The organism is Streptomyces sp. NPDC056503 (assembly GCF_042794995.1).
In the GTDB taxonomy this organism is placed as follows: Bacteria; Actinomycetota; Actinomycetes; order Streptomycetales; family Streptomycetaceae; genus Streptomyces.
The window spans coordinates 1-13,013 of sequence record NZ_JBHTST010000142.1 but is presented as its reverse complement, the minus strand read 5'-3'; the positions used below and the strand labels follow the sequence as shown (position 1 = coordinate 13,013).

Annotated in this window: 11 protein-coding genes; 4 read left to right on the top strand and 7 right to left on the bottom strand. The window is 75.1% G+C overall.

Translation table 11 applies throughout. The annotated features are described in order from the left end of the window. Positions 1-294 precede the first annotated feature (294 nt). The gene (locus tag ACFQ8C_RS30775) at positions 295-1,323 is read left to right on the top strand and encodes an ArsR/SmtB family transcription factor (protein ID WP_383463801.1); all 1,029 of its coding nucleotides are present in this window, start codon (positions 295-297) and stop codon (positions 1,321-1,323) included. On the opposite strand, the gene ACFQ8C_RS30770 is transcribed toward ACFQ8C_RS30775, so the two are convergent. Next, positions 1,293-2,453 carry an alkaline phosphatase PhoX gene (locus ACFQ8C_RS30770; protein ID WP_383463798.1) on the bottom strand — a complete coding sequence of 387 codons (1,161 nt, stop codon included), beginning with the start codon at positions 2,451-2,453 and terminating at the stop codon, positions 1,293-1,295. The genes ACFQ8C_RS30775 and ACFQ8C_RS30770 overlap by 31 nt on opposite strands. Before the next feature lie 522 nt (positions 2,454-2,975). Here ACFQ8C_RS30770 and ACFQ8C_RS30765 point away from each other — a divergent pair. Next, positions 2,976-3,443, top strand: coding sequence for a group III truncated hemoglobin (locus ACFQ8C_RS30765; protein WP_383463796.1), 468 nt, complete (start codon positions 2,976-2,978; stop codon positions 3,441-3,443). A gap of 106 nt (positions 3,444-3,549) precedes the next feature. Continuing rightward, a complete protein-coding gene (locus ACFQ8C_RS30760) occupies positions 3,550-3,963 on the top strand; it encodes a VOC family protein (protein WP_383463793.1) in 414 nt (137 codons plus the stop codon). 11 nt (positions 3,964-3,974) lie between these two features. On the opposite strand, the gene ACFQ8C_RS30755 is transcribed toward ACFQ8C_RS30760, so the two are convergent. From ACFQ8C_RS30755 to ACFQ8C_RS30730, 6 genes are all read right to left on the bottom strand, one after another. Further along, positions 3,975-4,736, bottom strand: a complete 762-nt coding sequence (locus tag ACFQ8C_RS30755; protein WP_383463791.1) for an SDR family NAD(P)-dependent oxidoreductase — start codon at positions 4,734-4,736, stop codon at positions 3,975-3,977. Positions 4,737-4,759: 23 nt separating this feature from the next. Further along, positions 4,760-6,124, bottom strand: coding sequence for an MFS transporter (locus tag ACFQ8C_RS30750; RefSeq protein ID WP_383463788.1), 1,365 nt, complete (start codon positions 6,122-6,124; stop codon positions 4,760-4,762). 92 nt (positions 6,125-6,216) lie between these two features. Then, complete coding sequence (locus ACFQ8C_RS30745; RefSeq protein ID WP_383463785.1) at positions 6,217-6,801, bottom strand: TetR/AcrR family transcriptional regulator; 585 nt, start codon at positions 6,799-6,801, stop codon at positions 6,217-6,219. A gap of 55 nt (positions 6,802-6,856) precedes the next feature. After that, a complete protein-coding gene (gene nirD, locus ACFQ8C_RS30740; RefSeq protein ID WP_383463823.1) occupies positions 6,857-7,192 on the bottom strand; it encodes a nitrite reductase small subunit NirD in 336 nt (111 codons plus the stop codon). Between the two features lie 11 nt (positions 7,193-7,203). Continuing rightward, positions 7,204-9,726 carry a nitrite reductase large subunit NirB gene (gene nirB / locus ACFQ8C_RS30735; RefSeq protein WP_383463783.1) on the bottom strand — a complete coding sequence of 841 codons (2,523 nt, stop codon included), beginning with the start codon at positions 9,724-9,726 and terminating at the stop codon, positions 7,204-7,206. Continuing rightward, complete coding sequence (locus tag ACFQ8C_RS30730; protein WP_383463781.1) at positions 9,723-10,913, bottom strand: NAD(P)/FAD-dependent oxidoreductase; 1,191 nt, start codon at positions 10,911-10,913, stop codon at positions 9,723-9,725. Before ACFQ8C_RS30730 ends, nirB begins: the two co-directional genes overlap by 4 nt. Before the next feature lie 294 nt (positions 10,914-11,207). On the opposite strand from ACFQ8C_RS30730, the gene ACFQ8C_RS30725 reads away from it, so the two are divergent. Then, positions 11,208-12,893 (top strand): ferric reductase-like transmembrane domain-containing protein, encoded by a 1,686-nt coding sequence (locus tag ACFQ8C_RS30725; protein WP_383463778.1) that lies wholly within the window; start codon positions 11,208-11,210, stop codon positions 12,891-12,893. Positions 12,894-13,013 lie beyond the last annotated feature (120 nt).

Genomic DNA, 13,013 nt, shown 5'->3' with positions numbered 1-13,013 from the left:
TTGCGGGCGTTTCGGTCGCGGCCCCCGGATCCCCACCCGGGGGCCGCGCCCTTTTCACTGTGTCGGGCAGGTGAGCCGCAACCCTCGCCGACCGCCGCCGGACGGGCAAAGCCCCCCACGGTCTTCACCACGTCACCTCGGTCCTGAAGGTTTCCTGCCCGACCCGCACAGCATTTCCGTTGGGCCGTGTTCGCCGCGATGCTTTTCATCTGTGGCTGAAACACCCTGGTAACGTGCAGTGATGGAGTGCATACTCGATCGCGGGGTGGTTGCGAGTGCACAGGTGGGGACTTCATGCTTCGTATTCATTTCACCGCGGACGATCTGGCGGGGGTGCGGATCGCCGCCCGTCCTGACGTCCTGTGGGAAACGATTCTCAGCTTTCACCGTTTAAGGGACCGGCGCGGCCCGGTGGTGTTCGGCGGATGGCGCACGGAAACCAGGGCGCGGCTCGGCGGGGAGACCCGGCTGCTCGCCGCCCTCGTCCCGAGCCGCGGCTATTTTCCCGACTTCCTCACCCCGGCGGAGGGCCTCCACGGCCTCGACGACGGGCTCGGGGCGGTCCGTGCGACGGCCCCCGGCCGGCTCCGCTCGGAGCTCTCCCTGCTGGCCGCCGACCGGTCGGGCGGCCGCACGGTGCCGCACTCGCTGCGGGCCCTCGCCGACGGCGGCCCGGAGCCCTTCGACCGGCTGCTCGGGGCGCTGCGCAGCTACCACCGGGCGGCCGTGGAGCCGTACTGGGCGCACATCCGGGCCCGGGTGGAGGCCGACCGGGCCCGCCGGGGCCGGGCCGTCCTGGACGGCGGCGCGGAGGAGCTGCTCGACTCGCTGCCGCCGATGCTGACCTGGCGGGCACCGGTCCTGGAGGCGGCCTACCCGGTCGACCGGGACGTGCACCTGGACGGGCGGGGGCTGCTGCTCCAGCCCTCGTACTTCTGCCGGGGGACGCCGGTGATGCTGCGGGACCCGGCGCTGCCGCCGGTGCTCGTCTACCCGGTGACCCACGGGGAGGCGCCGACGGTCCGCCCGCCGGGCGTCTCCTCGCTGGCGAAGCTGGTCGGCCAGACCCGCGCGGAGGTCCTCCAGGCCATCGGGGACGGCGGGACGACGAGCGAGCTGGCCCGCCGGGCGGGGGTCTCGCTCGCCTCGGCCAGCCAGCACACCGGCGTGCTGCGGGACGCCGGGCTGATCGCCACCCTGCGGCACGGGAACGCGGTGCTGCACACGCTGACGCCGCTGGGCGCCGCGCTCCTGGGGGGAGGCGGGGCCCAGCGGCGCGGTGAGGAGCGCTGTTACGCGCGGAACGGCCCGGTCACCTCGTAGGTGATGCCGCCCGAGGAGCTGCCCGAGGTGCCGCGCTGGCTGGAGAAGTACAGCCGCGTGCCGTCGGGCGAGAAGGCCGGTCCGGTGATCTCGGAGCCGGACTGGCCGGTGATCCGCAGGAAGGGCGCGACGGTGTCGTCCGGCGTGATCAGGCAGATCTCCATGTTGCCGCCGTCCTCCGCGACGTAGAGGTCGCCGGAGGAGGCGCCGGTGACGTTGTCCACGCCGGTGAGCGGGGCGGCGCCGCCGGGCACCAGCGAGTCGTCGTAGGCGAGCTCGTAGGTGCTGTTCGCGAGGTTCAGCTGCCAGAGGCGGTTGTCGCCCTTGGTGGTGAACCAGACCTTGTCGTCGGCGTAGTGACAGCCCTCGCCGCCGTTGAACTTCTTCGAGCCGGAGACCTGGGTGCGGGTGGTGGTCGGGGAGCCGTCCGGGTCCGGCACGTTCTGCCAGGTGAAGGAGCCGGAGGTGGCGGTGCCCGCCTTGAGCACCTGGAGGGTGCCGGACGAGAGGTTGCCCCAGGTGGTGGGGACGAAGCGGTAGAAGCAGCCGTCGGTCTCGTCCTCGGTCAGGTAGACGACCCTGCGGACCGGGTCGGCGGCGGCGGCCTCGTGCTTGAAGCGGCCCATGGCGTCCCGGCGGACGGCCGCGTTCACGCCGTACGGGTCGGTCTCGTAGACGTACCCGAGGCTGACCTCCTCGCAGGAGAGCCAGGTGTTCCAGGGGGTCTTGCCGCCGGCGCAGTTCTGCCGGGTGTTCGAGAGGATGCGGTACGCGCCGGTGACGGTGCCGGTGGCGCCGAAGCGGACCGCGCTCGCGCCGCCGCTCGGGTTGATCTCCGAGTTGGAGACGTAGATCCAGCCGGTGCCGTCGGCGTAGCAGGCGCCGCCGTCGGGGGCGTTGTGCCAGGTGTACGAGGTGCCGGGGACGGTCTGTCCCGAGCGGGCGACGATCCGGCTGGTGAACCCGGCCGGCAGCATGATGCCGTTCGTGTCCGCCGAGCCGAGCGCCCCGTAGGGGCCGGCGCCGGGCTGGGCCGGGGCCGCGTGGGCGGCGCCCGCCATCAGGGTGCCGCCGAAGGCGGCGGCCGACGTGCCGATGACCGCTCCGCGCAGGAAACTGCGTCGCTCCACGTGTTCTCTCCAGGGGTGTGGTGACCGCCCGCCGCACGGTCAGCGGCGGGGCCGCGCGGAGAGCGAACCTAGGAGCCGGGAGTTGACTGGGCATCAACAATCGATGGCCGGGAGGGGACGACTGCGGGGCGGGGAAGTCGGTTCGCCGCGGGACACACCGGGTTCACGCGATGGACGTCGAAGCGGAGTTTCGCGGAGCGCTACGGCCGCCGCAGCCGGCGGCGGGCCCCGTGGAGGGCCCGGCCGCGCGGGGGCCGCCGGCACCCTCGGCGACGGCCCCCGGCCCACCCGCGACCCGGCCCACCCGCGATCCGGCCACCCGCGATCCGGCCCACGCGCGACCCGGCCCACGCGCGACCCGGCCCACCCGTGACCCGGCCACCCGCGATCCGGCGGGCGGCACGCCCGGCCGCCGGATCCGAGCGGGGTCCCGAGGCCGGGCGGGCGCGCCGGAGTTCCCCGTGGTCGGGGGCGGGACCTTCGGCACTGGGGGCCGGAGTCCCGGCCGGGCAGACTGGACGCATGCGCGAAACCAGGGAGCCCACCGACATCGGCGGCCGCGACGACCTCGACGTGCTGCTGCGCCGCTTCTACACGGCCGCCTTCGCCGACCCCCTCATCGGCCCCTTCTTCACCGAGATCGCCGGCACCGACCTGGAGGTCCACCTGCCGCGCATCACCGACTTCTGGGAGCGGGCCCTCTTCCGCACCGCCGAGTACGGGCGGGACGCCTTCGCCCCGCACGCGGCGCTGCACTCGGCCCGCCCCCTGACCCCCGCCCACTTCGGGCGCTGGGTCCAGCTCTGGCACGCCACCGTCGACGGCCTCCACCGCGGCCCGCGCGCGGACCGCGCCAAGGCGATGGGGGAGCGGATCTCCGTCTCGATGATGAAGCGGCTGGGCGGCCCCGGCGCGGAGGCCGAGGCGGCCACCGGCGGGACCGGCGGTTTCGTCCCGCTGGCGGCGCTCACGCTGCGCGCGGCGGCCTGAGCGAAAAAACTTCTCCGGAGAGCGATGAGTTCGGCGCGGGAGGCCTGTCCTACCTCTCGAAAGCACCGCACGACGGAACCGCACGACGGAGAAGAGAGAACACGCCATGGCCCCGCAGATGATCTTCGTGAACCTGCCCGTGAAGGACCTCGACGTCAGCAAGGCCTTCTACGAGAAGCTCGGGTACGCGATCAACCCGCAGTTCAGCGACGAGACCGCGGCCTGTGTGGTGATCAGCGACACCATCTTCGTCATGCTGCTCACCGAGGAGAAGTTCGCCGGCTTCACCGCCCCCGGCAAGCGGATCGCCGACGCCTCCGCCACCACCCAGGTGCTGCTGACGCTGAACGCCGAGAGCCGGGAGAAGGCCGACGAGCTGGCCGACCGGGCCCTTGAGGTGGGCGGCGGCCCGGCGAAGGAGGCCATGGACATGGGCTTCATGTACGGCCGCTCCTTCGCCGACCCGGACGGCCACCACTGGGAGGTCTTCTGGATGGACCCGGCCGCGACGCAGGGCTGAGCCCCCGGGGCTCAGGCGGAGACGCCGCCGTCGACCACCAGGTCCGTGCCGACGGCGGAGCCCGCCGCGTCCGACGCGAGGTAGAGGACGGCCGCCGCCACCTCGGCCGCCGAGGAGATCCGGCCGAGCGGCGACTGCTCCTTCATCCGGACCTCCCGCTCGGCCTCCGTCTCGCCGGGCAGCAGCGACATCGCGGACTCCGAGGCGCCCGGGCTGACCGCGTTGATCCGCACCCCGTCGGCGATGTGGTCGCGGGCCGCCGCGCGGGTCAGCGCCGAGACGGCCGCCTTGGAGACCTGGTAGCCGAAGACGCCCGGGATCCGGACGTGCGGGCCCAGGTTGGACGAGATGTTGACGATCGCGCCGCCGCCGTGCGCCCGCATGTGGGCGACCTCGGCCTGGAGGGCGTTCAGGACCCCGGTGACGTTGGTGTCGAGCAGGGCCCGCCAGTCGTCGAGGGGGAAGTCGGCGGCGCTGTGGCCGCCCCGGAAGATCCCCGCGTTGTTCACGGCGACGTCGAGCCCGCCGTAGACCTCCACCGTGCGCCGGACCAGCTCGCGGGTGGAGTCGGGGCTGGTGACGTCGGCGGTGACGGCGGTGGCGGTACCGCCTTCGGCCTCGATCAGGGCCACGGTCGCGTCGAGGGCCGCGGCGGTGCGTCCGGCGGCCACCACCCTCGCGCCCTCGGCGGCGAAGGCGCGGGCGATCTCCCGGCCGAGGCCGGACCCGGCGCCGGTGACGAGGACGACGCGGTCGGTGAAACGTACGGACATGGGAACTCCCCTGGAAGCGGTGGTCACTTGGTGAGACGGACGGTGAGGAAGGTCAGGGCGGCGAAGAGCGCCGCCGCGGCGGCGAGCGGCGCGGCGGCGCCGCCGAGGGTGAGCAGGGCGGCGAAGACCACGGTCGGGCCGAGCTCCATCGCCGTGTTCAGGACGCCGCCGGCGAGCCCGGCCCGGTCGGCCGGCACCCCTTCGGTGGCGAGGACGGCGCCGCCCGCGAAGGAGAGCGCCCCGCCGGCGGGCAGCAGGAGCAGCCCGGGGAGCAGCCCGTACGCGTACGGGACGGCCGGGTCGCCGGCGCCGGCCGCGAGCAGCGCGAGTCCGGCGCCGGCCGTGCCGAGTCCGGCGGCGGTGACCCGGCCGGGCCCGTACCGTCCGAGCAGCGGTCCCGCGAGCCGGCCCGCGCCGAGCAGCGCGGCGGCGAAGGGGACGAAGGCGGCCGAGGTGAGCAGCGTCGAGTAGCCGCGCTCCCGCTGGAGGCCGAGCGAGAGCAGGACGAAGACGGTGGCCGTGCCGGCGGCGGTGAGCGCGATGGCGCCGAGTCCGAGGAGCCGCCGCCGGTCCCGCAGGAAGTCCGGCGGGAGGAGGGGGTCGGCGGCCCGGCGTTCGGCGCGGGCGAAGGCGGCGAGCAGGGCGAGGCCGGTGAGCAGCGGCACGAGGACGGGCGCGGAACCCCACGGGTGGGCGTCGGTCAGCACCAGGCCGGCGCTGGCGAGGACGATCCCGGCGGTGGCGAGCAGGGCGCCCGGCAGGTCCAGGGCGCGGCCCGCGCCGGGCGGGGTGGCGGGCAGCAGCCGGGGCGCGAGGAGCAGGGCGGCGAGCGCGACGGCGACCGGCACGGCGAAGGAGGCGCGCCAGGAGGCGGCGGCGGTGATCGCGCCCGAGAGCAGGTTCCCGGCGGTGGCGCCGAGGACGGAGAGGCCGCCCCAGGTGCCCATCGCCCGTCCGTACGCGGCGGGTTCGGGGTACAGGGCGCGCAGCACGCCCATCGCCGCCGGGGCGACGAGCGCGGCGCCGGCGCCCTGGGCGAAGCGGGCGCCGAGCAGGGGGCCGTAACCGGTGGCGAGCGGGGCGAGCGCGGAGGCGGCGGCGAAGAGGAGCAGCCCGGCGGTGAGTGCCCGCCGTGCTCCGTACCGGTCGGCGAGCCGTCCGCCGAGCAGCAGGAGGCCGGCGAAGGTCAGCCCGTACGCGGCGCTGAGGAGGATCAGCTGCCCCCGGTCCAGGCCGAACTCGGCGCCGATCCGGGGGAGCGGCACGGCGAGCGAGGCGAGCGTGAAGATGAGCGTCGCCTGCACCGTCCCGAGCAGTGCGAACCCCCGGCGGGCACCCCCGTGGTCCGCCGGCGCGGCCGGTGCCGCGGTTCTCTCGTAGGTCGTCATGCCGTCCCCCCACATCATCTGTACTTGACCGTACATTCCAGAATTGGCTCCGAGAAAAGGCGCCCTCGCAAGGGCGCCCGCCCCTCGGCCGCTCAGTCGAGCAGCCGCAGGGCCTCCTCCGCCGCGTCCCGGACCCTGGCCGGGTCCGTCGACGCCTTGCCGACCACCCGGACCCCCTGGAGCAGGACCAGGAGCATCCGGGAGAGGGTGCGCGGATCGCGGCCCTCCGGCAGCTCCCCCTGGGCGCGGGCCCGGGTGAGGGCCGCGTACAGCAGGGTCTCGACCTGTTCCCAGCTCAGCTCGACCCGGCGGGCCACCACCGGATCGCGCGGGGCCAGCTCCGCCGCCGAGTTGGTGACGAAGCAGCCGGTCAGGCGCAGGCCCTCCGCCGTCGCCTCGGCGGCGAAGCGGCGGACCACCGCCCGGACGGCCGGCAGGGCCGGACCCGGCGCGGACAGCTCCTCGACGAGCCCGGGGTCGCGGGTCTCCAGGTAGCGGTCCAGCGCCTTCAGGTACAGCTCGTGCTTGTTGCCGAAGGTCGCGTAGATGCTGGCCCGGCCGATGCCGAGGTGCTCCACGAGGTCCGCCATCGACGTCGCCTCGTAGCCGCGCGCCCAGAACAGGTCGAGCGCCGCCTGGAGCGCGGCCTCGGGATCGAATTCCTTGGTCCTGGCCACGAGAGGACCGTACGCCTATCTGGAACGAACGGTCAAGTACCTCGTGGCCGGCCCGTCACGCCAGGCGGACCGGGTAGACCGCCACCGTCACCTCGTCGTCGTCCAGGCACCGCCCGGTCTCCAGGTCGAAGCGCTGCTTCAGGAGCGGCGAGGCCACGAACGGACGCCCGTCCGCCGTCCCGATCAGACCCCGGGACAGCACCTGCGCCCCGGTGAACGGATCGCGGTTGTCGATCGCGTACGCCCGTCCCGCCCGGTCCCGGAAGACCGCCGCCTGCCGGCCGTCCGGCAGCAGCGCCGCCAGGCCGCGGCCCGGGGTCAGCCGGACCTCCTCGCAGACCGCGATCCAGGAGTCCGGGGCCGGGGAGAGTTCGAGGGTCGCCGTCGTCATCGTCGTTGCCGTCATCGGGAGAGGGCTCCTTCCAGGGTGCCGATCGTCAGGATCGTGAGGTCCGGCTTGATCTGGTCGCGCTCCGGTACGAAGCGCACCGTCGGGTCGGGCGTCTCCGGCGCGTTCACGAAGGAGACGAAGCGCCGCAGCCGCTCGGGGTCGTCCAGGGTCTGCGCCCACTCGTCCTGGTAGTCGGAGACGTGCGCCGCCATCAGCGCCTCCAGCTCCTCGCAGAGGCCCAGGGAGTCCTTCACGATCACGTCCCGGAGGTGGTCGAGCCCGCCCTCCAGGCGCTCCAGCCACACCGACGTCCGCTCCAGGCGGTCCGCCGTCCGGATGTAGAACATCAGGAACCGGTCGATGAGCCGGATCAGTTCGGCGTCCGACAGGTCCTGGGCGAGCAGGTCCGCGTGGCGCGGGGTCGCGCCGCCGTTGCCGCCCACGTACAGGTTCCAGCCGCTCGCCGTGGCGATCACGCCGAAGTCCTTCGACTGCGCCTCGGCGCACTCGCGGGCGCAGCCCGAGACCGCCGACTTCAGCTTGTGCGGGGCGCGCAGGCCCCGGTAGCGCAGCTCCAGCTGGATCGCCATCTTCACCGAGTCCTGGACGCCGTAGCGGCACCAGGTCTGCCCCACGCAGGACTTCACGGTGCGCAGCGCCTTGCCGTAGGCGTGGCCGGACTCGAAGCCGGCGTCCACCAGGCGGGTCCAGATCGCCGGGAGCTGGTCGACGCGGGCGCCGAAGAGGTCGATCCGCTGACCGCCGGTGATCTTCGTGTAGAGGCCGTAGTCGCGGGCCACCTCGCCGATCACGATCAGCTTCTCCGGGGTGATCTCGCCGCCGGGGATGCGGGGGACCACCGAATAGGAGCCGTTGCGCTGGAGGTTGGCCAGGTGGTGGTCGTTGGTGTCCTGGAGCGCGGCCTGCTCGCCGTCGAGGATGTACCCGTTGTTGAGCGAGGCGAGGATGGAGCCCACGGTCGGCTTGCACACCTCGCAGCCCTCGCCGCCCCGGGCGCCCTCCCGGCCGTGCGAGTCGAGCAGCGCGGCGAAGGAGGTCGCCCGCAGGGTGCGGGCGATCTCGTAGAGCTCGCTGCGGGTGTAGGAGAAGCAGCCGCAGAGCCCCTTGTCGGCCGCCTTCGGCAGCAGCTTCTCGATGACCTTCACGCAACTGCCGCAGCCCGTACCGGCCTTGGTGCACTTCTTCACCTCGGGCAGCGAGGTGCACTGGGTGATGGCGTGCTTGGTGACGTTGTGGCAGGAGCAGATGACGGCGTCGTCCGGCAGCGCCGACGGGCCGAGCGCCACCGGCGCCCCGGCCCCCGCCGGAAGGACCAGCTGCTCGGGGGAGACGGGCGGCTTGGTGCCGGTCAGCGGACGGAGCAGGCCGTACGAGTCGGCGTCGCCGACCAGGACGCCGCCGAGCAGCCGGCCCTCGGGGTCCACCACCAGCTTCTTGTAGACGCCCGCGCGGGAGTCGGAGTAGACGACGTCGAGGCAGCCCTCGGCCGTGCCGTGCGCGTCGCCGAAGGAGGCCACGTCCACACCGAGCAGCTTCAGCTTGGTCGACAGGTCGGCGCCGGTGAAGCCGGTGGAGTCGTCCGCCTCGTCGGCGAGCACCGCGGCCACCGTCTGCGCCATCTCGTACCCCGGCGCGACCAGGCCGTAGACCCGCCCGTCCGAGGCGAGCGCGCACTCGCCGATCGCGAAGACCGCCGGGTCGGAGGTGCGGCAGAGCTCGTCCACGGCGATGCCGCCGCGCTCGCCCACGTCCAGCCCGCACTCGCGCGCCAGCTGGTCCCGGGGGCGTACGCCCGCCGAGAACACCACCATGTCGGTGGCGACCTCGGAACCGTCCGACAGCTTCATCCCCGTCACGGACCCGTCGGCCGTCACGACCTCCTGGGTGCCCGTGCCCGTGTGCACGGTCAGCCCCATCTGCTCGATCGTCCGCAGCAGCGCGGCGCCGCCGCCCTCGTCGACCTGCACCGGCATCAGCCGCGGCGCGAACTCCACGATGTGCGTGTCGAGCCCGAGGCCCTTCAGCGCGCCGGCCGCCTCCAGGCCGAGCAGACCGCCGCCGACCACCGCGCCCGTCGTCGCCGTCTTCGCGTACTCCTCGATCGCCAGCAGGTCCTCGATCGTCCGGTACACGAAGCAGCCGCGGGCGTCCTTGCCGGGCACCGGCGGCACGAAGGGGTACGAGCCGGTGGCGAGGACCAGGTGGTCGTAGGCGAAGACCCGCCCGGACCGGCCGGTCACCGTCCGCGCCGCGCGGTCCACGCTCACGACCGGCTCGTCGGTGTGCAGCTCGATGCCGTGCCGCTCCATGAACCCGTCCTCGACCATCGACAGGTCGTCGGGCGTCTTCCCGGAGAAGTACGAGGTCAGCTGGACGCGGTCGTACGCCGGGCGCGGCTCCTCGCAGAGGACCACGATCCGGGCCCGCTCGGTGACGCCCCGGTCGGCGAGCGCCTCCAGGAACCGCTGGCCGACCATTCCGTGGCCGACCAGGACGATGGTGGGAGTGGTCATGAGGAGCCTCCGTCGTGGGTGAGCAGGTGAAGCAGGGGGGCCTCCGGGAGGGCTTCGTCGCCCTCCCAGGCCCGGGCGAGCGCGCCGACCGCGGCCAGATCGCCGAGGAGGACGCCCCCGACGAGCCGGTTGTCGCGGACGACGACCTTGCGGTAGGCGCCCTTGGTCGCGTCGGCCAGCTGGACGACGTCGTCCCCCGGCCGCGGGGTGGCCTCGCCGAAGGCGGCGAGGTCCAGCGGCTGTGCCCCGCCGAGGGTGAGCCGCGTGAGGGCCCGGGTGCCGGTGTAGCGGGGCCCGGCGGTGCCGGCCAGCACGTCCGCGAGGACGTCCGCCTGCTCCAGGGCCGGGCCCGCCAGGCCGTAGACCCGGCCGTCGTGTTCGGCGCAGTCGCCGATCGCGTGGATGTACGGGTCCGAGGTCCGCAGCTCGTCGTCGACGACGACGCCGCTCCGCACGTCGAGCCCCGCCTCGCGGGCCAGCGCCACCCTGGGCCGCACCCCGCAGGCCAGCACGACGACCTGCGCGTCGAGGACGAAGCCGTCGGCCAGCTCGACCGCCGTCACCGCCCCGTCCCGCTGCCGCAGGCCGCTGACCCGGCACTCGGTGTGCGTCTCGACGCCGAGCCCGTCCAGGTGCTCCCGCAGCAGCGCGGAGGCCTGCGGGTCCAGGTGGCGCTCCATCAGGCCCTCGCCCTGCTGGGTGAGGACCACCTCCGCGCCCAGCGCGGCCAGCGCCCGCGCCGCCGACACCCCGAGGAGGCCGCCGCCGATGACGACCGCGCGGACCCCGGGCCGGACGACGGACCGCAGCGCGAGGCAGTCGTCCAGGGTGCGGAAGGAGTGCACGCCCTCCGGGAGCTCCGCCCCGCGCAGTCCGCGCAGCGGCGGCAGCACCGGGTTGGAGCCGGTGGCCAGGACCAGCCGGTCGTACCCGACGAGCTCGCCGTCGGAGCACTCGACCGTCCGGGCCGCCCGGTCGATCCCCACCACCCGCACCCCGCGGCGCACCGGCTCGCGCGGTTCGGGCAGGGCGACGACCTCGGGGGCGTACCGTCCGGCGAGGACGTCGGCGAGCAGCACCCGGTTGTACGGGGCGTGCGGCTCCTCGCCGAGGAGGGTGACCGGCAGGCGCTGGGCGAGGCGGAGGCCCGCCGTTCCGCCTCCGACCACCACGATCCGTGTACTCATAACCGGAAGGGTGCGGGCCCGGTGTTTCCCGGTGGCATCCCGACTGTTTCCCGCACGGAACGCTGATCTCCGAGGGGGAGGGGACGGGCTGTGAGGGCGCCGGGCGGCGGGTCCCGGGGCGGTCGCAGGGCGGGCCGGGCGGGCCCGGGTCGGTCCCCGGGCGGTCCTCGGGCGGTCGCCGGGCGGTCGCCGGGGTTAAGCCGTGATCAGGCTCGCCTCAAGACCGGCTTAAGGATGGCGGCGGCGGGCCCGTGCCCGGGATTCCCGGCGGTGGGCCGCCCTAGGGTGCCGAAGGTGACCACCGAGGCTCGCCCCCACCCCCTCTACACCCCCGTCGCCGTCCCGTTCGCCGGCGTGCGCCCGGCCCCGCCCGCACCGCCCCTCCCCCCGACCCCGCCCGGCCCCCACGCCGACCGGCCCGCCGGGCAGGCCGGACCGGTCGGCTACGCCGGATCCGTCGGGTACGCCGGGTACGCCGGGTACGTCGAGCAGCCCGGGCACGTCGGACCCGCCGGGCAGCCCGGGTCCGTCGAGCGGGCCGGGCACGACGGACACCCCGGGCGCGACGGAGACCCCGGACACCCCGGGCGCGACGCGGGCCTGCGAGCGGCCCGCCGGGCCGCGGCGCCTTCCGGAGCCCGCCCCGCCCCCGGACGGCCCGCGCCGCGGCTCGCGCCCGGGCGGCTGCGGGACGGAATCCTCGGCGGCGCCGGGGCCGTCGCCCTGCTGTGGGGCGTACAGGCCCGGCCCTCCGCCCGCCTCGACGCCTTCTTCGCCACCGGCGCCCACCTCACCGGCCTCCTCGCCGGGTACGGCGTCCTCGTGCTGCTCCTGCTGATGGCCCGGGTCCCGGCCGTCGAGCACGGCGTCGGCGCCGACCGGCTCGCCCGCTGGCACTCCCTCGGCGGCCGGTACGTCCTCGGCCTGATCGCCGCGCACACCCTGCTCGCCCTCTGCGGCTACGCCGTGCACACCCGCACCGACCTCGTCACCGCCACCGGCGACCTCCTCGGGTACGGGGCGATCGCCGCCGCCGTCGCCGGCACCGCCCTCCTCACCGCCGTCGGCGTCACCTCCGCCCGGGCCGTCCGGAGCAGGATCCGCCACGAGACCTGGCACGCGGTCCACCTCGGCGCCCTGCTCGCCGCCGCCCTCGGCTTCGTCCACCAGCTCGCGGGACCCGACATCGCGGGCGGGCTCCTCACCCGCTGGCTCTGGTCGATGGCCCACGCCACCGTCGCCGTCCTCCTCCTCTGGTACCGCTTCGCCGTCCCCGTCCGCGCCGCCCTCCGCCACGACCTGCGGGTCGCCGAGGTCCGCGACGAGGCGCCCGGAGTCGTCTCCGTCCTGGTCCGGGGCAGGGGAGTGGCCCGGCTGCGCGCCGAACCCGGCCAGTTCTTCCGCTGGCGCTTCCTCAGCCGCGGCCTGTGGGCCACCGCCCTGCCCTTCTCGCTCTCCGCGCCGGTCCGCGACGACACCCTGCGGATCACCGTGAAGGTCCGCGGCGACCACACCCGCAGGGTCCGCCGGCTGCGCCCCGGCACCCGCGTCCTCGCCTCCGGCCCCTTCGGCGCGCTCACCGCCCACCGCCGCACCCGCCGCAGGGTGCTGCTTCTCGCCGGCGGCGTGGGCATCACCCCGCTGCGCGCCCTCTTCGAGACCCTGCCCGGCGGTCCCGGCGACATGACCCTGCTCTACCGCGCCTCCGACGAGGGCGGGCTCGTGCTGCGCGGGGAGCTGGAGGCCATCGCCCGCGAGCGGCGGGCCGCCCTCCACTACCTGCTGGGACCGTCGGACGGTTCGTACGACCCGCTCGCCCCGCGTGCCCTGCGCGCCCTCGTCCCCGACCTCGCGGCCCACGACGTCTACCTCTGCGGTCCGCCCGCCATGGCCCGCGCCGCGACCGCCTCGCTGCGCAGGGCCGGAGTGCCGGCCGCCCGCATCCACGCCGAGAACTTCGAGGAGCCGACCCGTGCCTAGACCCGCCGCCCCCGCGCCCGCCACCCCCGCGCCCGCCACCCCCGCCCCCGCGCCCGCCGCCCCTCGCGCCACCGCGCCCGCGCCCGCTCCCGCCTCCGCGCCCCGGCACCGGGCCCGGCC

Bases quoted from the DNA above. Each gene is read 5' to 3' on its own strand.
- ACFQ8C_RS30775 (WP_383463801.1), top strand. From the start codon at position 295: ATGCTTCGTATTCATTTCACCGCGGACGATCTGGCGGGGGTGCGGATC.
- ACFQ8C_RS30765 (WP_383463796.1), top strand. From the start codon at position 2,976: ATGCGCGAAACCAGGGAGCCCACCGACATCGGCGGCCGCGACGACCTC.
- ACFQ8C_RS30760 (WP_383463793.1), top strand. From the start codon at position 3,550: ATGGCCCCGCAGATGATCTTCGTGAACCTGCCCGTGAAGGACCTCGAC.
- ACFQ8C_RS30755 (WP_383463791.1), bottom strand. From the start codon at position 4,736: ATGTCCGTACGTTTCACCGACCGCGTCGTCCTCGTCACCGGCGCCGGG.
- ACFQ8C_RS30750 (WP_383463788.1), bottom strand. From the start codon at position 6,124: ATGACGACCTACGAGAGAACCGCGGCACCGGCCGCGCCGGCGGACCAC.
- nirD (WP_383463823.1), bottom strand. From the start codon at position 7,192: ATGACGACGGCGACCCTCGAACTCTCCCCGGCCCCGGACTCCTGGATC.
- nirB (WP_383463783.1), bottom strand. From the start codon at position 9,726: ATGACCACTCCCACCATCGTCCTGGTCGGCCACGGAATGGTCGGCCAG.
- ACFQ8C_RS30730 (WP_383463781.1), bottom strand. From the start codon at position 10,913: ATGAGTACACGGATCGTGGTGGTCGGAGGCGGAACGGCGGGCCTCCGC.